The 21,688-nt window shown below is 68.9% G+C and carries 18 protein-coding genes; 15 read left to right on the plus strand and 3 right to left on the minus strand.

Features of this window, described 5'->3' with window-relative positions:
- Nucleotides 1-12 precede the first annotated feature (12 nt).
- A complete protein-coding gene (locus tag AC5Y4S_RS20635) occupies nucleotides 13-1,194 on the minus strand; it encodes a hypothetical protein (RefSeq protein WP_500034470.1) in 1,182 nt (393 codons plus the stop codon).
- A gap of 145 nt (nucleotides 1,195-1,339) precedes the next feature.
- Between AC5Y4S_RS20635 and dop the strand changes: the two genes are divergently transcribed.
- The 11 genes from dop (at nucleotide 1,340) to AC5Y4S_RS20690 (ending at nucleotide 13,436) form a co-directional block, all read left to right on the plus strand.
- Complete coding sequence (gene dop, locus AC5Y4S_RS20640) at nucleotides 1,340-2,848, plus strand: pup deamidase/depupylase (protein ID WP_500034471.1); 1,509 nt, start codon at nucleotides 1,340-1,342, stop codon at nucleotides 2,846-2,848.
- A 103-nt stretch (nucleotides 2,849-2,951) separates the two neighbouring features.
- Entirely contained in the window at nucleotides 2,952-3,146 is a 195-nt protein-coding gene (locus AC5Y4S_RS20645) for a ubiquitin-like protein Pup (protein WP_066913345.1), read from the plus strand.
- Nucleotides 3,143-4,033, plus strand: coding sequence for a proteasome subunit beta (gene prcB / locus AC5Y4S_RS20650; protein WP_500034472.1), 891 nt, complete (start codon nucleotides 3,143-3,145; stop codon nucleotides 4,031-4,033). The genes AC5Y4S_RS20645 and prcB overlap by 4 nt, the downstream gene beginning before the upstream one ends.
- Nucleotides 4,030-4,812, plus strand: coding sequence for a proteasome subunit alpha (prcA, locus tag AC5Y4S_RS20655; protein ID WP_500034473.1), 783 nt, complete (start codon nucleotides 4,030-4,032; stop codon nucleotides 4,810-4,812). The genes prcB and prcA overlap by 4 nt, the downstream gene beginning before the upstream one ends.
- 70 nt (nucleotides 4,813-4,882) lie before the next feature.
- Nucleotides 4,883-6,241 carry a Pup--protein ligase gene (pafA, locus tag AC5Y4S_RS20660; protein WP_096866143.1) on the plus strand — a complete coding sequence of 453 codons (1,359 nt, stop codon included), beginning with the start codon at nucleotides 4,883-4,885 and terminating at the stop codon, nucleotides 6,239-6,241.
- A gap of 210 nt (nucleotides 6,242-6,451) precedes the next feature.
- Entirely contained in the window at nucleotides 6,452-7,444 is a 993-nt protein-coding gene (locus AC5Y4S_RS20665; RefSeq protein WP_500034474.1) for a helix-turn-helix transcriptional regulator, read from the plus strand.
- Complete coding sequence (locus tag AC5Y4S_RS20670) at nucleotides 7,441-8,418, plus strand: helix-turn-helix transcriptional regulator (RefSeq protein ID WP_500034475.1); 978 nt, start codon at nucleotides 7,441-7,443, stop codon at nucleotides 8,416-8,418. Before AC5Y4S_RS20665 ends, AC5Y4S_RS20670 begins: the two co-directional genes overlap by 4 nt.
- A gap of 50 nt (nucleotides 8,419-8,468) precedes the next feature.
- The gene (gene tatA, locus AC5Y4S_RS20675; protein WP_068105216.1) at nucleotides 8,469-8,723 is read left to right on the plus strand and encodes a Sec-independent protein translocase subunit TatA; all 255 of its coding nucleotides are present in this window, start codon (nucleotides 8,469-8,471) and stop codon (nucleotides 8,721-8,723) included.
- A 49-nt stretch (nucleotides 8,724-8,772) separates the two neighbouring features.
- Nucleotides 8,773-9,741: a twin-arginine translocase subunit TatC gene (gene tatC, locus AC5Y4S_RS20680; RefSeq protein ID WP_500034476.1), complete on the plus strand. Its 969-nt coding sequence runs from the start codon at nucleotides 8,773-8,775 to the stop codon at nucleotides 9,739-9,741.
- Nucleotides 9,742-9,828: 87 nt separating this feature from the next.
- On the plus strand, nucleotides 9,829-12,594 hold the full coding sequence (locus AC5Y4S_RS20685) for a DEAD/DEAH box helicase (RefSeq protein ID WP_500034646.1): 2,766 nt from the start codon (nucleotides 9,829-9,831) through the stop codon (nucleotides 12,592-12,594).
- A 65-nt stretch (nucleotides 12,595-12,659) separates the two neighbouring features.
- On the plus strand, nucleotides 12,660-13,436 hold the full coding sequence (locus AC5Y4S_RS20690; RefSeq protein ID WP_500034477.1) for a DUF4333 domain-containing protein: 777 nt from the start codon (nucleotides 12,660-12,662) through the stop codon (nucleotides 13,434-13,436).
- A gap of 5 nt (nucleotides 13,437-13,441) precedes the next feature.
- On the opposite strand, the gene AC5Y4S_RS20695 is transcribed toward AC5Y4S_RS20690, so the two are convergent.
- On the minus strand, nucleotides 13,442-14,398 hold the full coding sequence (locus AC5Y4S_RS20695) for a 5'-3' exonuclease (RefSeq protein WP_500034478.1): 957 nt from the start codon (nucleotides 14,396-14,398) through the stop codon (nucleotides 13,442-13,444).
- A gap of 36 nt (nucleotides 14,399-14,434) precedes the next feature.
- Between AC5Y4S_RS20695 and AC5Y4S_RS20700 the strand changes: the two genes are divergently transcribed.
- The 4 genes from AC5Y4S_RS20700 to AC5Y4S_RS20715 all read left to right on the plus strand — a co-directional run bounded on the left by AC5Y4S_RS20700 (nucleotide 14,435) and on the right by AC5Y4S_RS20715 (nucleotide 21,242).
- Nucleotides 14,435-15,562 (plus strand): M24 family metallopeptidase, encoded by a 1,128-nt coding sequence (locus AC5Y4S_RS20700; RefSeq protein WP_500034479.1) that lies wholly within the window; start codon nucleotides 14,435-14,437, stop codon nucleotides 15,560-15,562.
- 5 nt (nucleotides 15,563-15,567) lie between these two features.
- Nucleotides 15,568-17,844, plus strand: coding sequence for an alpha/beta hydrolase-fold protein (locus AC5Y4S_RS20705; RefSeq protein WP_500034480.1), 2,277 nt, complete (start codon nucleotides 15,568-15,570; stop codon nucleotides 17,842-17,844).
- Between the two features lie 63 nt (nucleotides 17,845-17,907).
- Nucleotides 17,908-20,718, plus strand: a complete 2,811-nt coding sequence (locus AC5Y4S_RS20710; RefSeq protein ID WP_500034481.1) for a TNT domain-containing protein — start codon at nucleotides 17,908-17,910, stop codon at nucleotides 20,716-20,718.
- Nucleotides 20,715-21,242 carry a TNT antitoxin family protein gene (locus tag AC5Y4S_RS20715; RefSeq protein WP_500034482.1) on the plus strand — a complete coding sequence of 176 codons (528 nt, stop codon included), beginning with the start codon at nucleotides 20,715-20,717 and terminating at the stop codon, nucleotides 21,240-21,242. Before AC5Y4S_RS20710 ends, AC5Y4S_RS20715 begins: the two co-directional genes overlap by 4 nt.
- A 12-nt stretch (nucleotides 21,243-21,254) precedes the next feature.
- Here the strand turns inward: AC5Y4S_RS20715 and AC5Y4S_RS20720 are convergent, their stop codons facing one another.
- Nucleotides 21,255-21,665, minus strand: coding sequence for a F420-dependent biliverdin reductase (locus tag AC5Y4S_RS20720; protein WP_500034483.1), 411 nt, complete (start codon nucleotides 21,663-21,665; stop codon nucleotides 21,255-21,257).
- Between the last annotated feature and the right edge of the window lie 23 nt (nucleotides 21,666-21,688).

The following is a 21,688-nucleotide window of genomic DNA, read 5'->3' on the forward strand; positions in this document are numbered from 1 at the left end:
CACCCTGTGAAATTAATCACTGCCCCGGTTGGCGTCAACTTCACACGCCGGTGCGGCCACGGCGCCGCGGTAGCGGTTGCGCGCGATCAGGGTCGTGTGCAAGTCGTCGATGAGCGGGTCGAGGAACGTCGACCGGTATTCGGCGTCGCCGGCCGCGCGGGCGCTGATGTACATGAACGTCAACGCGCCGAGGAACAACGACATGTGGATCAGCGAATCGGGCACCGGCAGCGTGAATCCCAGCACCGTCGCGGTGCTCGTGTAGGTGTGGGTCCATTCGTTGAGCAGCGACGGGCTGAGCACGATCAGCCCGAGGATCAGGTAGATGCTGGCGGTGACCACCGCGACCACCAGAATCTGAGCCAGCTGCGAGGCCGCCAGCACGAAGATGACGTTGAGGCGTTCGGCTCGCTTCAGCGGTGCGCAATCGGGCGTATCCGGCATGGCCGCGAAGGGCGTGTCGGCGAGAACCGCGGCGTCGGTGGGCAGCGTCGCCGTCGACCGCAGCATCGGCCGGGCCCGGTCGCGGGTGGCGGAGATGACGAAGGCCGCGGCGATCGAGACGAGGAATGCCATTGCCAGCACCAGCCGTTCCCCGCTGATCGTCGCCGCCATCAGCCAGACGTAGGTGTTGAAGAACACCAAGGCGGTCAACAGCACGACGGGCAGCGCCCGCACCGCCAGGGCCCCGACCGTCGTCAGGTGCGACAGCATCATGCGCACCGCCCACCCGACGACCGATCCGACGCCGCAGCCGGTCAGGACCAGCACCGCGGCCACCACGACGGTTTCCTGCGCCAGTTGCGCGGGCCCGCCCACGATGGTTCCGACGCACGCCACGAGGACCACGGCGACCGTCGACACGGCCGCGCGGGTGCGGCCGCTGTGTGACCGCGAGACCAGCCAGCCCACGACGGCCATCAGCGGAAGGGCGAGCCCGATGATGGTCAGCAGGATCACTTCGGAGGTCGTCGGCTCCCCGTTTATATGGACGTCGCGGCCACCGGTGATCAGGTAGATGGGCAGGACGCAGGCCTGCAACGTCGCGTACGCCGCCAGCATCGGGGCCGACCGCGGCCAGAGCCGCCGCCAGCGCGACCGCCTCGTCAGCACCGACGGCAAACCCCGGTTCAGGAACCAGCTTTCGGCCGCGGCATTCGCCGTCCCGCGCGCGGGGCGAGGGGAAAGCTCCATGCCGGCAAACCTAGCGGCACCGCGCCGCCAGCTGGCGCTAATCGCCCCCGATTCGGGCTTCATTGTCGCTGGCCCGGGGTCGGTCGCCTGGCCGGTCACAACCCCGCCTCGGGGTCTACATCGTCACCCGGCCTATCTTGAAGTAATGCAAAGGATTATCGGGACGGAGGTCGAGTACGGCATCTCGTCGCCGTCGGACCCGACCGCCAACCCGATCCTCACCTCGACGCAGGCGGTCCTGGCCTACGCGGCCGCCGCCGGCATCCAGCGCGCCAAGCGCACCCGCTGGGACTACGAGGTGGAATCGCCGCTGCGCGACGCCCGCGGCTTCGACCTGAGCCGCTCGGCCGGGCCCCCGCCGGTGGTCGACGCCGACGAGGTGGGCGCGGCCAACATGATCCTGACCAACGGGGCGCGGCTCTACGTCGACCACGCGCACCCGGAATACTCCGCCCCCGAGTGCACCGACCCGCTGGACGCGGTGATCTGGGACAAGGCCGGTGAGCGGGTGATGGAGGCCGCCGCGCGGCACGTCGCCAGCGTGCCCGGCGCCGCGAAACTGCAGCTCTACAAGAACAACGTCGACGGCAAGGGCGCCTCCTACGGGTCCCACGAGAACTACCTGATGTCGCGGCAGACACCGTTCTCGGCGATCATCGCCGGCCTGACCCCGTTTCTGGTGTCGCGGCAGGTGGTCACCGGTTCCGGCCGGGTCGGCATCGGTCCCGCCGGCGACGAGCCTGGCTTCCAGCTGTCGCAGCGCTCCGACTACATCGAGGTCGAGGTCGGGCTGGAGACCACGCTCAAGCGCGGCATCATCAACACCCGCGACGAGCCGCACGCCGACGCCGACCGGTATCGCCGGCTGCACGTGATCATCGGCGACGCCAACCTGGCCGAGACGTCGACGTATTTGAAGCTGGGCACCACGGCGCTGGTGCTCGATCTGATCGAGGAGGGCCCCGCCCACGGGATCGACCTGAGCGACCTGGCGTTGGCGCGTCCGGTGCACGCGGTCCACGCCATCAGCCGCGATCCGTCGCTGCGGGTGGCGGTGGCCCTGGCCGACGGGCGCGAGCTGACCGCCCTTGCGCTGCAACGGATTTACCTCGACCGGGTGGCGAAGCTGGTCGACAGCCGCGACCCCGACCCGCGTGCGGCCGACGTCGTCGAGACCTGGGCGGATGTGCTGGACAAGCTCGAGCGTGACCCGATGGACTGCGCCGAGCTGCTGGACTGGCCGGCCAAGCTGCGGCTGCTCGAGGGCTTCCGGCAGCGGGAGAACCTGAACTGGTCGGCGCCGCGGCTGCACCTGGTCGACCTGCAGTATTCCGACGTGCGGCTGGACAAGGGGTTGTACAACCGGCTGGTCGCGCGCGGTTCGATGAAGCGCCTCGTCAGCGAACACCAGGTGCTCGATGCCGTCGACAATCCGCCCACTGACACGCGCGCATATTTCCGCGGTGAATGCCTGCGCAGGTTCGGCGCCGACATCGCCGCGGCCAGCTGGGACTCGGTGATTTTCGACCTCGGCGGCGATTCGCTGGTGCGCATCCCGACGCTGGAGCCGCTGCGCGGCAGCAAGGCCCACGTCGGAGCTTTGCTGGACTCCGTGGACAGCGCGGTCGAACTGGTGGAACAACTGACCAGCTAAGTGGCGTTGGATCGGGCAACGTCGGCGTTGACCGGTACTGTAGAAGAACCGGCGGGCGCGTGACGCCGGTCAACACGAGCCGATGACAAAGCAGGAGGCGGCGATGGCTCAGGAGCAGACCAAGCGTGGTGGTGGCGGCGGCGACGAAGACGATTTCGCCGACGGCACGGCCGCGGGCCAGGAGCGTCGCGAGAAGCTTGCCGAAGACACCGACGACCTGCTTGACGAGATTGACGACGTCCTTGAGGAAAACGCCGAGGATTTTGTCCGCGCGTATGTCCAAAAGGGCGGACAGTGACCTGGCCGTTCGCCGATCGACTGTCCTTTAACTCCCCACTTCCCGGGAATCCGGCTGTAGACCTGTCCTCGTTTGCTGACCACCTCCGCCGCCACGCGCCGGAGTTGCTGCCGGCGAGTTTTGGCGGCGGCGCGCAAACCCTTGCCGCGGGCGACCAGCTGCCGCACGGCACCACGATCGTCGCGTTGAAGTACCCGGGCGGCGTCGTCATGGCGGGTGACCGGCGCTCGACGCAGGGCAACATGATCGCCGGGCGCGACGTGAAGAAGGTGTACATCACCGACGACTACACGGCCACCGGCATCGCCGGGACCGCCGCGATCGCCGTCGAGTTCGCCCGGCTTTACGCCGTGGAACTCGAGCACTACGAGAAGCTCGAGGGCGTGCCGCTCACGTTTGCCGGCAAGGTCAACCGGCTGGCGATCATGGTGCGCGGCAACCTGGCCGCGGCGATGCAGGGGCTGGTCGCCCTGCCGCTGCTGGCCGGCTACGACATCCAGGCGGCGGATCCGGAAAGCGCCGGCCGCATTGTGTCTTTCGATGCCGCCGGCGGGTGGAACATCGAGGAAGAGGGCTACCAGGCGGTGGGATCGGGCTCGATCTTCGCCAAGTCCTCGATGAAGAAGCTGTATTCCCAAGTGTCCGACGCCGATTCCGCGCTGCGGGTCATCGTGGAGGCGCTCTACGACGCCGCCGACGACGATTCCGCCACCGGCGGGCCGGACCTGGTCCGCGGCATCTACCCCACCGCGGTCACCATCGGTGCAGAGGGGGCGGCCGAGGTGCCGGAGAGCCGCATCGCCGAACTGGCCCGGGAGGTCATCGAAAGCCGCTCGCGGGCGGACACTTTCGGGCCCGACGCCGAACCGCGGGGTAAGAAGAAGTGAGCTTCCCGTATTTCATCTCGCCCGAACAGGCGATGCGCGAGCGCAGCGAGCTCGCGCGCAAGGGAATCGCCCGGGGCAAGAGCGTGGTGGCGCTGGCCTACGCCGACGGGGTGCTGTTCGTCGCGGAGAACCCGTCGCGGTCCCTGCAGAAGATCAGCGAACTCTACGACCGCGTCGGCTTTGCGGCCGCGGGCAGATTCAACGAGTTCGACAACTTGCGCCGCAGCGGCATCCAATTCGCCGACACGCGGGGCTACGCCTACGACCGCCGCGACGTGACCGGCCGGCAGCTGGCCAACGCGTACGCGCAGGCGCTGGGCAGCATCTTCACCGAGCAGGCCAAGCCCTACGAGGTCGAGTTGTGCGTCGCCGAGGTCGCGCACCACGGTGAGACGAAACCGCCTGAGCTGTACCGCATTACCTATGACGGGTCGATCGCCGACGAGCCGCATTTCGTGGTGATGGGCGGGACCACCGAGCCGATCGTCACCGCGCTCAAGGACTCCTACGCCGAAAATGCCCACCTGCGTGAGGCTTTGGGCATCGCGGTTGCGGCGCTGCGGGCGGGCAGCTCGGACGCGTCCAACGGCGACCAGCCCGGACTCGATGTGGGCAGCCTCGAGGTGGCCATCCTTGATGCCAACCGGCCGCGGCGGGCGTTCCGGCGGATCAATCGCCCCACCCTGGAAAACTTGCTGAAGAAGTCGGCTGGCCCGAAATCCAAGGACGCAAAATCCGGCGGGGAAGAGTCGGAAACGAAGGGCGAGTCCTCGGACTAGATCCGCCAGATAACATCCGTGGGCGCGGCTTCTGCACCTTTGCGGCGCGACAACCAGTACCCTCGATAACGTGCAGCGACGAATTATGGGCATCGAGACCGAGTTCGGTGTCACCTGCACGTTCCACGGCCATCGCCGGCTGTCTCCGGACGAGGTCGCCCGGTACCTGTTCCGGCGGGTGGTGTCGTGGGGCCGCAGCTCTAACGTCTTCTTGCGAAACGGCGCGCGCCTCTACCTGGATGTGGGCAGCCACCCCGAGTACGCCACGGCCGAGTGCGACAGCCTGGTGCAGCTGGTCACGCACGACCGGGCCGGCGAATGGGTGCTGGAAGACCTGCTGGTGGATGCCGAACAGCGGCTCGCCGACGAGGGCATCGGCGGCGACATCTACCTGTTCAAGAACAACACCGACTCCGCGGGCAACTCCTACGGCTGCCACGAGAACTACCTGATCGTGCGGGCCGGCGAGTTCTCCCGGATTTCCGACGTGCTGCTGCCGTTCCTGGTCACCCGCCAGCTGATCTGCGGGGCCGGCAAGGTCCTGCAGACCCCCAAGGCGGCGACGTTCTGCCTTTCCCAACGCGCCGAGCACATCTGGGAGGGCGTCTCCTCGGCCACCACGCGCAGCCGCCCGATCATCAACACCCGTGACGAGCCGCACGCCGACGCCGAGAAGTACCGGCGCCTGCACGTCATCGTCGGCGACTCCAACATGTGCGAGACGACCACCATGCTCAAGGTGGGCACCGCGGCGCTGGTGCTGGAGATGATCGAGGCCGGCGTGCCGTTCCGCGACTTCTCGCTGGACAACCCCATCCGCGCGATTCGCGAGGTCAGCCACGACGTCACGGGACGGCGGCCGGTGCGACTGGCGGGTGGGCGGCAGGCCAGCGCGCTGGACATCCAGCGCGAGTACTACAGCCGCGCCGTCGAGCACCTGCAGACCCGGGAGCCCAACGCCCAGATCGAGCAGGTCGTCGACCTGTGGGGCCGACAGCTCGATGCTGTCGAGAGCCAGGACTTCGCCAAGGTGGACACCGAGATCGACTGGGTGATCAAGCGCAAGCTGTTCCAGCGCTACCAGGACCGCTACAACATGGAGCTGTCCGACCCGAAGATCGCCCAGCTGGACCTGGCCTACCACGACATCAAGCGCGGCCGCGGCGTCTTCGACCTGCTGCAGCGCAAGGGTCTGGCCGCCCGGGTAACCACCGACGAGGACATCGCGGAGGCGGTCGACCACCCGCCGCAGACCACCCGCGCCCGGCTGCGCGGGGAGTTCATCAGCGCCGCCCAGGCGGCGGGCCGTGACTTCACCGTCGACTGGGTGCACCTGAAGCTCAACGACCAGGCGCAGCGCACCGTGCTGTGCAAGGACCCGTTCCGGGCGGTCGACGAGCGGGTCAAGCGGCTGATCGCCAGCATGTAGCCGGGTGGTCGGTTCACGGCCAGTCACATCAGTCACATCGGCACCGTTGCGGCACCCCATTTTTGAACCGCAAACGTGATAGCGCCGGCGCCATCAAGTTTCAGAGTCAGTGCCCCCGGCCAGCTCGCGACCGGTGTGGCCGCCGTGAATCGTGCGACGCGGCCCGCCGGCGTAAGCGCCGCGCGGGGACCATCGAATAACCTGGGACAAATGGCGACCTCGAAAGTCGAGCGGCTGGTTAATCTCGTGATCGCCCTGCTGTCCACCCGCGGCTATGTCACCGCCGAAAAGATCAGGTCCAGCGTCGCCGGCTACTCCGACAGCCCTAGCGCCGAGGCGTTTTCGCGGATGTTCGAGCGCGACAAGAACGAATTGCGCGACCTCGGCATCCCGCTGGAGGTCGGCCGGGTGTCGGCCATGGATCCCACCGAGGGCTACCGGATCAACCGCGACGCCTACGCGCTGGCGCCGGTCGACCTCACCCCGGACGAGGCGGCCGCGGTGGCCGTCGCCACGCAGCTGTGGGAGTCGCCCGAACTGATCACCGCCACCCAGGGCGCCCTGCTCAAGCTGCGCGCCGCCGGCGTGGACGTCGACCCGGACGCGCCGGTGGCCATCGCGTCCCCGGCGGGCGTGCCGGGCCTGCGCGGGTCGGAGGAGGTGCTCGGAATCCTACTGTCCGCCATCGCTTCCCGTCAGGCGGTGCAATTTCCGCACCGGCCATCGCGGGCCGAGCCCTACACGACGCGCACCGTCGAGCCCTGGGGCGTCGTCACCGAGAAGGGCCGCTGGTATCTGGTCGGCCACGACCGCGACCGCGACGCCACCCGCACCTTCCGGCTGTCTCGGATCGGGGCCGACGTCGCGCCGATCGGCCCGCCCGGCGCGGTCACCGTGCCCGACGGCCTCGACCTGCGCAAGATCGTGGCCCAGACGGTCAGCGAGTGGCCGGCCGTCGGGCAGGCCCGGGTGTGGGTCGCCGACGGGCGGGCCACCGCGCTGCGCCGCGCCGGCAGGTCGACCGGGGCGCAGCAGCTCGCGGGCCGCGACGGCGAGGTGATCGAGCTCGGCATCGGATCCGGCGATCAGCTGGCCCGCGACATCGCCGGCTATGGGGCCGACGCCGTCGTGCTCGAGCCGCAATCGCTGCGCGACGAGGTGCTGGCGCGGCTGCGTGCGCATGCGGGGGTGCACAGCTCATGACCCCCGTGTCCACCCGGCTCGTTCGGCTGCTCAACATGGTCCCGTATTTCCAGGCCAACCCGAAGGTCACCCGGGCCAAGGCCGCGGCCGACCTCGGGGTGTCGGAGAAGCAGCTGGAGGAGGACCTCAACCAGCTGTGGATGTGCGGTCTTCCCGGCTACTACCCGGGGGACCTCATCGACTTCGAGTTCTCCGGCGACACCATCGAGGTGACGTTCTCGGCGGGCATCGACCGGCCGCTCAAGCTCACGTCGCCGGAGGCCACCGGCCTGCTGGTGGCGCTGCGGGCGCTGGCCGACATCCCGGGCGTCGTCGACCCGGAGGCCGCGCGCAGCGCGATCGCCAAGATCGAGGCCGCCGCCGGCGCCGTCGGGCACGACGCTTCGGCTGCAGTGGCGGCAGTCGACGAGCCCGCACCCGTCGAAAGCCGCGCCGCGGCGGCCGTCCGCACGGCGGTGCAGTACAAGCGCGCGCTGGCCATCGACTACTACTCCGCCTCGCACGACACCCTGACCAGCCGGGTCGTCGACCCCATCCGGGTCTTGCTGATCGGCGGGCACAGCTATCTGGAGGCATGGTCGCGCGAAGCCGAAGGCGTCCGGCTGTTCCGCTTCGACCGGATCGTGGACGCCACCGAGCTGGGCGAGCCGGCGGCCCCGCCGGAACCGGCGCTGCACGCGCCGCCGGACACGTCGCTGTTCGACGGCGACCCGTCGCTGCCGTCGGCGCGGCTGTGGGTGGCGCCCGCGGCCTCGTGGATGTTCGAGTACTACCCGATGCGCGAGGTGCTCGAGCTGGCCGACGGCTCGTGCGAGGCCGTCATGACCTACGCCTCGGAGGACTGGATGACCCGGCTGGTGCTGGGCTTCGGGTCGGCGGTGCGGGTGCTCGAACCGGAGTCGCTGGCCCGTCGTGTACGGGATGCCGCCGCGGCCGCCCTGGAGTCCTACCAGGTCGCGGCGCGGCCACAATAGCCGCGACCGTTGCTGCGGTAGCATCGGGTGGACGTCTGGAGGTAATCAAAGTGGGCAGTCTTAGTCCGTGGCACTGGGCGATCCTCGCTGTCGTAGTGATCCTGTTGTTCGGTGCCAAGAAGCTCCCCGATGCCGCGCGCTCGCTGGGCAAGTCGATGCGCATTTTCAAGTCCGAGATGCGGGAAATGCAGACCGAAGGCAAGTCCGAGGCGCCTTCCATCGAGACCCCCCAGCCCGTGCAGTCGCAGCGGGTCGACCCGCCGGCGACCACCGAGCAGGGGCACACCGAAGCGCGCCCGGCCTAGCCGCGCCGCCGCGGTGCCCGAGCGCCCCTGATCGACCGCAAAGACCACCGTGAAAGGTTTCAAGGTTTCGGCGCGCACCGCGGGCCTGCTGAAACGGCTCAACCCGCGCAACAGGCGCAGCCGCACCAACCCCGACGCGACGATGTCGCTGGTCGACCACCTGACCGAGCTGCGCACCCGGCTGCTGATCTCGTTGGCCGCGATCCTGGTCACGACGATCTTCGGGTTCTTCTGGTACTCGCACGGGATCTTCGGGCTGGAGAGCCTCGGCGAATGGCTGCGCCACCCGTACTGTTCGCTGCCGCAATCGGCGCGGGCGAGCATCAGCGCCGACGGGCAGTGCCGGCTGCTGGCCACCGCGCCGTTCGACCAGTTCATGTTGCGCCTCAAGGTCGGGCTGACGGCCGGGCTCGTGCTGGCCTGCCCGGTCTGGCTCTACGAGCTGTGGGCGTTCATCACGCCCGGGCTCTACCAGAAGGAGCGCCGCTTCGCGGTCGGGTTCGTGGTGCCCGCCGCGGTGCTGTTCGTCGTCGGCGCCGTGCTGGCCTACTTCGTGCTGTCCAAGGCGCTGGGGTTCTTGTTGACCGTCGGCAGCGACGTGCAGGTGACCGCGCTGTCCGGGGACCGGTATTTCGGCTTCCTGATCAACCTTTTGGTGGTCTTCGGGGTCAGCTTCGAGTTCCCGTTGCTGATCGTCATGCTCAACGCGGTGGGCGTGCTGAGCTACGAGCGGCTCAAGTCCTGGCGGCGCGGCCTGATCTTCGGCATGTTCGCCTTCGCGGCCATCTTCACGCCCGGATCGGACCCGTTCTCGATGACGGCGCTGGGGATCGCGCTGTCGGTGCTGCTCGAGCTCGCCATCCAGATCTCCCGACTGCACGACCGGCGCAAGGCCAAGCGCGAAGCCCAGGTCACAATTCCCGACGACGAGGCGTCGGTCATCGAGCCGCCCGAGCCGATACCGGGGCCGATACCGGAGCCGTCGTTCACGGCCGGGCAGCATGACGACGTCACCTAGGCCCCCCTTGCGCGAGAGCGCGTGTCTGCACACCGACACGCCGATGTCGACGTACATTTGCGGACCCTCGCGCGATCCGGCAGCGGCGTGACCGAGCTGCCCGAGCTCACCCGCTTCGCCGCGGAACTGAGCTTCACGCTCGACGACTTTCAGCGGCGCGCGTGCGAGGCGCTGGAACGCGGCCACGGCGTGCTGGTGTGCGCGCCGACCGGGGCCGGCAAGACCGTGGTCGGCGAATTCGCCGTGCACCTGGCCCTGGCGTCCGGCGGCAAATGCTTTTACACCACGCCGCTGAAGGCGCTGAGCAACCAGAAGCACACCGACCTGAGCGAGCGCTACGGCCGCGACCGGATCGGGCTGCTGACGGGCGACATGTCGGTGAACGGCGACGCGCCCGTCGTGGTGATGACCACCGAAGTGCTGCGCAACATGCTCTACGCCGATTCGCCTGCGCTGCAAGGCCTTTCGTATGTGGTGATGGACGAGGTGCATTTCCTCGCCGACCGGATGCGGGGCCCGGTGTGGGAGGAGGTGATCCTGCACCTACCCGACGAGGTGCGCGTCGTCAGCCTCTCGGCGACGGTGAGCAACGCCGAGGAATTCGGCGGCTGGATCCAGACCGTGCGCGGCGACACCACCGTCGTCGTCGACGAACACCGGCCCGTTCCGCTGTGGCAGCACGTGCTGGTCGGCAAGCGGCTGTTCGACCTGTTCGACTACTCGCACGCCGTGCCGGACGCCGCAGGCAAGCCGCGCGTCGACCCGGACCTGGTGCGCCACATCGCCCATCGCCGCGAGGCGGACCGCATATCGGACTGGCAGCCGCGGCGCGGCCGGACGGCGCGACCTTCCCGCCCGCGCTTCTACCGGCCGCCCCCGCGGCCGGACGTGATCGGCATCCTGGATTCGCAGGGCCTGCTGCCGACAATCACGTTCGTGTTCTCCCGGGCCGGCTGCGACGCCGCCGTCCAGCAGTGCCTGCGATCGCCGCTGCGGCTCACCACCGAGGAGGAGCGCGCGCAGATCGCCGAGGTGATCGAGCACCGCTGCGGGGACCTGGCCGACGCCGACCTGGCGGTGCTCGGCTACTACGAGTGGCGCGAGGGATTGCTGCGCGGGCTGGCGGCCCACCATGCCGGGATGTTGCCGGCGTTCCGCCATACGGTCGAGGAGCTGTTCACCGCGGGCCTGGTCAAGGCGGTGTTCGCCACCGAGACGCTGGCGCTGGGCATCAACATGCCCGCGCGAACCGTGGTGCTCGAGCGGCTGGTCAAGTTCAACGGCGAGCAGCACGTGCCGCTCACGCCGGGGGAGTACACCCAGCTGACCGGGCGCGCCGGCCGGCGCGGCATCGACGTCGAGGGCCACGCGGTGGTGCTGTGGAATCCCAGCGAGGAAACCACCGAACCGTCGGCGGTGGCTGGGCTGGCGTCGACCCGCACCTTTCCGCTGCGCAGCTCGTTCGCGCCGTCGTACAACATGACGATCAACCTGGTGCAGCAGATGGGCCCCGAGCAGGCGCACCAGTTGCTCGAGCAATCGTTCGCCCAGTATCAGGCCGACCGTTCCGTGGTCGGCCTGGTCCGCGGCATCGAGCGCGGCCAGCGGATGCTCGACGAGATCGCCGCCGAGTTCGGCGGCCACGACGCGCCGATCTTCGAATACGCGCGGATGCGCGCGCGGATCTCTGAGATGGAGCGTGCGCAGTCCCGCGCGTCGCGGCTGCACCGACGGCAGGCCGCCAGCGATGCGCTGGCCGCGCTGCGCCGGGGTGACATCATCACGATCACCCACGGCCGGCGCGGCGGGCTGGCGGTGGTGCTGGAGTCGGCGCGCGACAGCTCCGACCCGCGCCCGCTGGTCCTCACCGAAAACCGTTGGGCGGGAAGGATTTCGTCGGCGGACTATTCGGGCGCGACGGCACCCGTCGGCTCGATGCCGTTGCCCAAGCGCGTCGAACATCGTCAGCCGCGGGTGCGCCGCGACCTGGCTTCTGCCCTGCGGTCGGCGGCCGACGGGCTGGCCGTTCCAACTGCGCGCCGCGGCGGTCGCGGCGACGGGGACGGCGCGTTCCACGACCCGGAGCTGGCGTCGCTGCGCACCGAACTGCGCCGGCACCCCGCGCACAACGCCCCCAACCTCGAGCCCCAGATGCGCCAGGCCGAGCGGTACCTGCGCATCGAACGCGACAACGCGCAGCTGGAGAAGAAGGTCGGCGCGGCCACCAACTCGTTGGCGCGCACGTTTGACCGGATCGTCGGGCTGCTCACCGAACGCGGCTTCATCCAGGGCCCGGCCACCGATCCGCATGTCACCGACGACGGCCGGCTGCTGGCCCGGATCTACAGCGAGAGCGACCTCCTGGTCGCCGAATGCCTGCGCACCGGCGCGTGGGCGGGTTTGAAACCGGCCGAGCTGGCGGCGGTGGTCTCGGCCGTCCTGTACGAGTCCCGCGGCGGTGACGGTGCCGGCGCGGCGTTGGCCGCCGAGGTGCCCACCCAGCGGCTGCGGCAGGCGCTGCAGCAGACCTCGAGGCTGTCGATCGCGCTGCGCGCCGACGAGCAGGCACACAGGATCGCCCCGAGCCGCGAACCCGACGACGGCTTCGTCAACGTCATCTACCGGTGGGCCCGGACGGGAGACCTGGCCGCGGCACTGGCCGTCGCCGATGTGTCCGGCGGCGGCTCGCTCCAACAGGGAATGTCGGCGGGCGACTTCGTGCGGTGGTGCCGCCAGGTGCTCGACTTGTTGGACCAGGTTCGCAACGCCGCGCCCGATCCGGAGCTCCGCGCGGCCGCCAAGCGGGCCATCAATGACGTCCGGCGCGGCGTCGTCGCAGTTGACGCCGGGTAGGCTGGGCGCGAGCTACCGTTACATGGCGCTAATAGCGCGAGACACAAGGGAACTGAGGAGAAGGAATGAGCGGACCGCAGGGGTCGGACCCGGGTCACCAGTGGCAACCGCCCGGTCAGAGCGGCGATCAGTCCTCGGAGCCCACCCAGGTGGCGCCAACGCACTGGCAGCCGCCGCAGCAGCAGCCCGGCCAGGAGCAGACGTGGCAGGCCCCGGCCTACACGCCGCCCGCCGACTACCCGCAATACCAGCAACCGGCCGAGCAGGCGTACCCGCAGCAGTACCCCCAGCAGCCGGGCTACGGCCAACCCCCGCAGTACGGCGAACAGCCCCAGCAATACGCCCAGCCCGGCCAGTACGCCCCGTACGGCCAGCCGGGCCAGTACGGCCAGCCGGCGCCGGGCCAGCCCGGCCAGTACGGCCAATACGGTCAGCCGGGTCAGTACGGCCAGCCCGGCCAATACCCGCAGCAGTACGCGCCCTACGACCAGCAGCCCGCCAAGAAGCGCTCGATGGCGCTGATCGGCGGCGTGGTCGGCGTCATTGCGTTCCTGGTGATCGCCGTCGTGCTGGTGCTCGGCTTCTGGCAGCCCGGGTTTTTCGTCACCACCAAGCTGGACGTCAACAAGGCGCAGGCCGGCGTGCAGCAGGTGCTGACCGACGAGACCAACGGCTACGGCGCCAAGAACGTCAAGGACGTCTCCTGCAACCACGGCCAGGACCCCGTCGTCAAGAAGGGCGCCACCTTCGACTGCGACGTCAGCATCGACGGCGCCAAGAAGCACGTGACGGTGACCTTCCAGGACAACAAGGGCACCTACGAGGTCGGCCGGCCCCAGTAGGGCCGTCAGCCGGGCAGGCCGTCGAGCGCCTTTTGCAGCCGGGCCACCGGCGACCCGACCCCCAGCTCGGTCGCCAGCTTGGCGGTGCGTCGCGGATGGGCCGCGGCCAGCGGCAGCGCGTCGGTGGGCGTCGACAGCGTGACCGGCGCGTCGGTGGCTACCCGCACCACCTTGCCGGCGGCTTCGATGTAGTCGATCGCGTCCAGCAGCTTCGCCCGTAAACCCTTGGCCATCTTGGACTTCGGGTCGCGGGCGGCGGCCAGGATGCCTTCCAGCGAGCCGTGCTGGGCCAGCAGCGTGGCCGCCGTCTTCTCGCCGACACCCGGGACGCCGGGCAGGCCGTCGGACGGATCGCCGCGCAGCAGCGCGAGCTCGGCGTAGGCCGGCCCGGCCCGTTCCCGCGGCACGCCATAGTGCTCGGCCACCTCGGCCGGCCCGAACAGCGTGGCCTTGGTCAGCCCGCGGCCCAGGTAGAGCACCCGAACCGGGATGGGGTCGTCGGCGACCACCTGCAACAGGTCGCGGTCGCCACTGACCACGACGACCGGGTCGGTGCGTTCCCGCGCCGCCAGCGTGCCCAGCACGTCGTCGGCCTCGAAACCTTCGGCGCCCGCCGTCGGGATCCCGAACGCGTCGAGCAACTCCATGATCATGTCGATCTGCGGCGTCAGGTCGTCGGGCACTTCCTCGATGTCGGGCTGGCCCTGCGGCTCGGGCTCGGCGACCCGGTGCGCCTTGTAGGACGGGATGAGGTCGACCCGGAATTGTGGCCGCCAATCCAGGTCCAGGCACACCACCAGCCGGCCGGGCCGCTGCTGGCTGATCACGACTGCCATCGAGTCGAGGAAGCCGCGCACGGCGTTGACGGGCCGACCGTCGGGCGCCTTGATCGACGACGGCACGCCGAAGTACGAACGGAACCACATGCTGGCGCCGTCGAGGAGCACAAGCGGTTCGGGCATGCGGGCTATCCTGCCAGCGCCGTTAATCTGGCTGCCATGGACTCGCATCGATTCGACGCGGGGGTGTACGCGCGCCGGCTGGCCGCGGCGGCCGCGGCGACCGCCGACGCCGGGCTCGCCGGCCTGGTGATCACCCCGGGCTACGACCTGCGTTACCTCGTCGGCTCGCGGGCGCAGACCCTCGAGCGGCTCACCGCGCTGGTCCTGCCGGCCACCGGCGACGCGACGATCGTGGTGCCCCGACTGGAGCTGGCCTCCCTCAAGGAGTCCGCCGTTGCGGAACTGGGCATGGCAGTGCGGGATTGGGTCGACGGCGACGACCCCTACCTGCTGGTGAGCGAGGCGTTGGGCGGCGCACCCGCCGCGACCGCCGTCACCGACTCCATGCCCGCGCTGCACCTGTTGCCGCTGGCCGAGGTCCTGGGCGTGCTGCCGGTGCTGGCCACCGACCTGCTGCGCGAGTTGCGGATGGTCAAGGAGGAATGCGAGGTCGACGCGCTGCGCAAGGCCGGTGCGGCCATCGACCGGGTGCACGCCCGCGTGCCGGAGTTCCTGCGGCCGGGCCGCACCGAGGCCGACGTCGCCGCGGATATCGCCGAAGCGATTGTCGCCGAAGGACATTCGGAGGTGGCGTTCATCATCGTCGGCTCGGGCCCGCACGCCGCCGACCCGCATCACGGCTATTCGGATAGGGAATTGCAGGTGGGTGACGTCGTCGTCGTGGACATCGGCGGTGCCTACGAGCCGGGCTACCACTCCGACTCGACCCGCACCTACAGCATTGGCGAGCCGAGATCCGATGTAGCACAACAGTATTCGGTGCTGCAACGAGCCCAGCGCGCCGCGCTTGACGCGGTCCGTCCCGGCGTCACCGCCGAGCAGGTCGACGCCGCCGCCCGCGACGTGCTGGCCGAGGCGGGGCTCGCGGAGTTCTTCGTGCACCGCACCGGGCACGGCATCGGGCTGTCGGTGCACGAGGAGCCGTACATCGTCGCCGGCAACGACCTGCCGTTGGCGGCGGGCATGGCCTTCTCCGTCGAACCCGGCATCTACTTCCCCGGCCGGTGGGGCGCCCGGATCGAGGACATCGTCGTCGTCACCGAGGACGGCGCCCTGGCGGTCAACAACCGGCCGCACGAGTTGATCGTGGTGCCCGCGCCCTAGCTGGCATGACGGTGGCGCCGCGTAGGTTGGGCGACGTGTCGATCCTGGACCTCACGCTGCTTCCGCTGCGCATCGCGCGCCATGTCGCCGACGCGCTGCTGCACCCCGCGGCGCCCGCGCCGGCGCCGCCCGGCGAACTCGTCGTCGTCGACGGCATGCCCGAGGGCGTGCCGCCGGCCGCGCGGCGCCCCGAGCCGCGGCTGCCCGTGCCGTCGAATTGGCCATTCGGAGAGGAGTTTCCGCGCACCTGCGGCGCGGGCCGGCTGGCCGGCGGCGCCCTGTTCTGGACGGACTTCCTCTACGACGACCACGGCGCGACGGGCATCCCGGTCGGGGACCTGAAAATCCAGGCGCCGCCGCGCGGCACCTACGTCTATCCGGGCGGGCCCGCCGCCCGCAACGGCGCCGACATCTTCCGCGTCGCCGTCGGCCTCACCGACACCCACACCTGGTGGCGGGTCGACTGGAACACCCTGCTGGACGCCTCGGTGCCCGTCGCGCTGTTCACGTTTGACACCGACCCTGCCCGCACGGCCGCCGCCGACTGGCCGGCCGGGGCGGGCGTGCGCTCGGCGGGCATCGACACGGCCCTGCTGCTCTCGGGGCGCGGCGCCACGTTGATCGACCTGACCACGCAGGCGACGACGCCGGTCGAGCACAGCGTGGATATGCAGTCGCGGTCGTTTATTGCGCAGGTCCCGCGGTCGCTGGTGGAACCGGAAGGGAGCTGGACGGTCCGGCTGGCGGCCGGGCTGGCCAACGCGGCGGGGGACGGGTTCGGCGACGTGCCCGCCGAACACGGTGCGCTGCCCGGGCAGCCCAACGTCTACAACGTCGCGTTTCGCACCAACGAGCAGGAGCCGCCGCACCTGAACTTCTGGTCGGACGCGGCCCAGGCCGCGGCTTTGACGCGCGGCGACGTGTCGGCGTTCGCGGTGACGGTGCCGTGGGCCCGGCTGGCGGCCCGCGAAACCGAGCCCGAGCCGGTGCTCACCGGCCCGTCGACCCGCTGGTACGTGTCCTCGGTGGAACTCGGTCAGGGCTTGTCGGGCGACGACATCTTGAGCACCAAGCCACAATTCCTCGGGCGCGTGCAGCCGTATTCGGTCTGCCTGCCGTCCAGCTACACCCCGGGTCGTGCGCTGCCGCTGACACTCTTGCTGCACTCGCTTGCCTTGGGCCAGAGCCAGTTCGCGGCGATCGACCCGCGGCTGCTGCACGAGGTGTGCGAGGGCCGCGACTCGGTGGTGATCACCCCGCTGGCCCGGGGCCCGTCGACCTGGTACTTCGACACCGGGGAACTCGACGTGTGGGAGGTGTGGGCCCGGGTCGCCGAACAGCTGGGCACCGACCCCAATCGCACTGTCATATCCGGCTATTCGATGGGCGGGTATGCGGCCTACAAGCTCGGGCTGAGCTATCCGCAGGTCTTCTCGCAGGCGGTGGTCCTGGCCGGGCCGCCGGCGTGCGGGGTGCGGCTGCTGCCCGACGTCGACATCCCGGCCGACCTCGACCTGGACTCGCCCTGCGCCCGGGAGGGTGACACCTGGAAGTTGCTGGTGAACGCCCGCTGGCTGCCGTACGTAATCGCCCACGGGCTGGTCGACGAACTGGTACCGTTCGCGTCGGCAGCCGAGCAGGTGCTCGAACTCGACCGGCTGGGCTACCGCCATCGGTTCACCGTCTATCCGCTCGAGGACCACCTCGCCTGGGTGCTGCAGGACAAGTTCGAGGACCCGATCGCTCACATGGGAACCGGTCTGCGCCAAGCGGATCCGGGACACATCACGTTCGCGTGGTATCCGCAATTGGTGCGCGCGGATCTGGGTATCGGGCCCCACCAGGTTTGGTGGCTCTCGGAGCTGACCGCCGATCCCTCGGTAACCGCGCGGCGCGGGGCCGTCGCCGAGGTCGACGCGCGGTCGTATGCCCGTCCGGACCCGACGCACACGATTCGCCACCACCGCGGCGTGCTTTTGAACTTCGAGCCGACGCCCGGGTTGTACAGCGAGCTGGACTGGCAAGTCGGCCGGCCCGTCGGCGCGCTGCCGTACCTGACGCTGCGTCTCAACGGCGTCGCCGGCCTCACGGTCGACGTTGCGCGCGCCGGGCTGGCCGCGTTGCCGTCGTCGACGATCACCGTCACCACCGACAAGGCCGCGCGGATCACGCTCGGCGGGCTGCCCGACGGGGCCTCGGTGCAGCTCGACGGTGAGCCGGCCGGGACGACTGTCGCCGTGCCGGCGGGGCGGCACCGCATCACGTTGCGCGTCGCTAGGTGAGTCTTCTCGCCCTGCGACCTGGGTGAATAGCGTCGCGCAGGGCCGTCGGCGAGAATTTCGCGCGTGGGCCCGTTGGCGGTTGATCCTGAGGCGCTGTTCGCCGCCGGCAGCGCCGTGGCTGCCGCCGGTGATGGTCTGGCCGCGAATCTGACCGTGTTGACGGCGGGTTTTGCGGCCCATACCGGCATAGATGCCGCCGGCGAGGTGTTCGGCCTCGGCTACCAGGACGCGGCCGGGTCGCTGTTGAAGGCCGCGGCCGCCGCGGTCAACGCCTGCCGGCAGAGCGGGGCCCTGATACAGCAGGGCGCGTCGAACTATTCGAAGGCCGAGGCGGCGTCCACGTTGGGTGGCGGTGACGGCGCGCTGCAGGCCCCGGCCGAGCCGGCCAAGATCTCGGCGCCCGGCCCGCCGGGGACCTGGGGGAAAGGGGAACCGCCGCCGCTGCTGTGGGCGGTGGTGCAGTCGTTCGTGGACTCTGTGTGGCCGGACGGCGACGTGGCCGGGATGCACGCGGCCGCGGCGAGTTGGCGGGGCTTCGCCACGTCGGTCATTGGGATGCAGGGCGCACTCAACGCCTCGAAGTCGCTGCTGGCCGCGCAGCAGATACCCGAGGGCGGCAAGATCGACGAGGCGTTGTCGCACATCGCCACCGGGATGGGACAAATCTTCGAGGCTTCCTCGAAGATCGCGACAGCGCTCGACAATTTCGCCAACGACGTCGGGCGGGCGCAGAACGCGATCCGCGACCTGCTGAACCGGCTGGGGTCATTGACCGACCTGGGGCACGACCTGATGTTGATCGTCAAAGGCGATGCGCTCGACGAGATCAAGAAGATCGCCAAGGACGTCAACGACGTGCTGCACAACTTGGGGCGGGAAGCCCGGGCCTCCGAACAGGCGGTCAAGCTGGGTATGGGGGTCGTCGACGGCCTGGTCGTCAAGCTGGAGAAATACGTGCGGGGCGAACTCAAAGAGTTTCTGGGCGACGCGGTCGGCAACCAGGTGGCTACGGTTTTCGATGTCTTTGCCAACGCCAACGAGGGAGTTCTGAAGGGCGCCGTCGGGATGGCGACGTCCATGGCGGACCTCGACCCGCGCTGGTTTCTCATAGATCCCCAAGGTGCGGCGTCGACCTGGGCGGGGCTGGGAAAAAGCCTCTGGAAGGGAAGCCTCTTCAACGCCGTGATCAACCCGCAGGAGGCCGGCGAAGCTCAATTGCAGCAGCTGAAAGGCGTTCTGCACCTTGATGATTGGAGTACGGCTCGCCCGGGATTGGGGCTCGGGGAAAACGCTTTCGATGTCGCGACGCTGTTCATTCCGGGAGGCGGTGAAGCGGCTGCGGCGGCCGATGGCGCCGGGGCGGCCGCGCGGGGCGCCGAGGCGGCAGTCCAGGCGGAGCGCGCCGCCGGCAGAGCGGCCGATGGGCTCGCGGGTGTGGTGGGTCCTCGCGGTGCACTGGCCGATATCGCCGGGAAGGGCAGCAGCCTGACCAAAGACCTCGAAGGCGTGACCGGAGAGCTGCCCAAGATCGAGCCTCCGGTCAGCGGCCAGCCCGTTGCGTTGCCTCCTAAGCTGGTTGAGGCGCCGGTCGGTCCGGCGCCACGTGCGTCCGATGCGGCGCCGGGTGCACCTCACGGGCCAACTGCCGAGCCCAGGCCGGGCGAGGCGGGCGGTCCGCGCGATCCGGCCGGTACCGCGCCAGCGCCGGCGCATGCTTCGCCGGGCGGTCCGCACGATCCTGTGGGTGGTCAACCGCATGAACCGGTGTCAGCGCCGGCAGGTAGTCCGCATGAACCTGATTCAGTGCCGGCCGGGAGCCCGCGTGAGCCGATACCGGCAACCGCACCTGCATCGCATCCGCCATCCGTTCCTGCTGCCGCGGGCGAACGTGTTCCGGCAACTGTGCCGGAGCTGGGTAATCATCCGCCTGCTCCGGTGCAAGCAGCGCCTAGTGGCGCTCCCGTCGAACCCGCAGCCGCCGCGTCTCATCCATCGGCGCCGTCGCTCTCTTCTGCAGCGCCGCATTCCACGCTGCCGGAAGGTCGTGCGACTGAGTTGCCGGGCGGGGGCTGGCACGCGCCCGGCGACAGTGGTCCGCGCGGTGGTCACTCCGGCGACGGTGGCGGTCCGCACCGCGCCGCCGATGGAGGGTTGCCGGGTGATCGCCCGCCCGGACTCCCGCCGGGAGGCGATGGTTCGCCCGGTCCTGGTCATGGCAGCTTCTCAGACGGTGAGCGTCACGATCCCATACATTCCCACGAGCCATCCGGTGATGGATGGCATCGGTTGCCAGATGAACCGATTGACCCGGTTTATGGCCAACCCTTGCCGGAGCATTGGGACTTTGCGGATAATCCTGCTGATCCAAGCCAGATCAAGCCGTCGATTGCTCAACTGATTAAGGATCCTGAGGCGCCTTTCGGCCGGGATCCGGCCGGGCACCCTTATAGCGAGCAACAATACGCTGAGCGCTTTAACAAAATCGGTGATATGCATGAGCACTGGGTCAATTTTCCGCCTAACGATGGTGCTGTACCGGGGACAAAGATCGCCTACACTGACCCTGAAAAGTTCTTGAGAGACTATGGTTCGCAACTTGACCGTGTTGGCAGGACTAATGGAAAATATCTGGCCGTCGTGGAAGATGGTCAACCTGCATCGTGGGAGCAACGCGCCCTTCATGTCGACTCGCTACGCGACCCATATAACGCATATGAATTCGGTAAGTTGCCTGAGGGATGGACCATCGAGGTGTCGGAGGTTGCACCCGGTGTGGGACAACCGGGGGGATCGATCCAGGTTCGAGTATTCGACGACGAGGGCTTCCCACGCCCTGTCGACGAGCTAGTACAAAAAGGGGTGCTGCTGAAGTGACGACCGCTGTGGATCTTTCGCCCGATTTAATTGCGTGGATTCAGCTCGCTGGACTCGATATGATCCAGGGGTCACAAACGAATGATGGCCGGACCATTATATGGAACACAGGCGGCGAAGTTCGATATTTTATCGCCACCATGGACGGCTGGTATGTTATTACTGATTCTGACCGGTTGGGCCCGGAGTACTATGAGTTCGCAGCAAATTCCATGCCGGTCATAGAGAAGTATCTCTATGGAGTATTCGGCGGCTCGGTTCGCGGCGACGAACTTCCATCCATACGAGCCCCTTTTGAGCGAGAAGAATTGCGAGAGGGATATCAAATTGGCAAGCAGGAATTTGCTGGGCGGGAGCGACGTACTCTCATTGATCGCAGTGGCAATACTGTCGCAATTGGAGCCCACGACAGATTAGTCGAATTATCGCATTATCTGGACGCATCTATCGACACCATCAGGCGCTCTTACCTGGCCGAAGACGGCAAGCCGCTCTTCACGCTGTGGCGTGACATCCGGAGCTGACTGAGCGCGAACCTACTCGCCCCGGTCCAGCAAATCCGAGGAACCCAGCACTCGCTCGACCTGCACCTCGATGACCACCCGCCGCGGGTTGGGCCGGGGTGTCCGATAGCGCTGGGCGTAGCGCAGCTCGGCGTCGCGCACGGCCTCGGCGTCGCTGTTCACTTTCGACCGACCTTCCAGCGACAGCCACCGCGCGCCGTCGACCTGACTGAGCACGGCTACCCCGGCGCGGTCGGCGTTGACGGCCTTCTGCGAGCCGCCGGTCGTGATCACCCGCGCGATGTGCGTCTTGGGATCGAAGGTGAAACCGACGGCGACCACATGGGGCGAATTGTCGGCTCGCAGCGTGGTCAGCATGGCCAGGTGACGTTCTGACAGGAAGGCCAGCGCATCGTCGGTGAGCCGGGTAGTGGTATTCGCCATCACCGCCCACGCTAGCGCAGGCG

The organism is Mycobacterium sp. NGS64 (genome assembly GCF_059812245.1).

Excerpts from the sequence above, each read along its gene's own strand:
- AC5Y4S_RS20645 (WP_066913345.1), top strand. The coding sequence starts at position 2,952 with ATGGCTCAGGAGCAGACCAAGCGTGGTGGTGGCGGCGGCGACGAAGAC.
- AC5Y4S_RS20635 (WP_500034470.1), bottom strand. The coding sequence starts at position 1,194 with ATGGAGCTTTCCCCTCGCCCCGCGCGCGGGACGGCGAATGCCGCGGCC.
- dop (WP_500034471.1), top strand. The coding sequence starts at position 1,340 with ATGCAAAGGATTATCGGGACGGAGGTCGAGTACGGCATCTCGTCGCCG.
- AC5Y4S_RS20665 (WP_500034474.1), top strand. The coding sequence starts at position 6,452 with ATGGCGACCTCGAAAGTCGAGCGGCTGGTTAATCTCGTGATCGCCCTG.
- AC5Y4S_RS20695 (WP_500034478.1), bottom strand. The coding sequence starts at position 14,398 with ATGCCCGAACCGCTTGTGCTCCTCGACGGCGCCAGCATGTGGTTCCGT.
- AC5Y4S_RS20705 (WP_500034480.1), top strand. The coding sequence starts at position 15,568 with ATGACGGTGGCGCCGCGTAGGTTGGGCGACGTGTCGATCCTGGACCTC.
- AC5Y4S_RS20690 (WP_500034477.1), top strand. The coding sequence starts at position 12,660 with ATGAGCGGACCGCAGGGGTCGGACCCGGGTCACCAGTGGCAACCGCCC.
- AC5Y4S_RS20700 (WP_500034479.1), top strand. The coding sequence starts at position 14,435 with ATGGACTCGCATCGATTCGACGCGGGGGTGTACGCGCGCCGGCTGGCC.
- AC5Y4S_RS20670 (WP_500034475.1), top strand. The coding sequence starts at position 7,441 with ATGACCCCCGTGTCCACCCGGCTCGTTCGGCTGCTCAACATGGTCCCG.
- AC5Y4S_RS20720 (WP_500034483.1), bottom strand. The coding sequence starts at position 21,665 with ATGGCGAATACCACTACCCGGCTCACCGACGATGCGCTGGCCTTCCTG.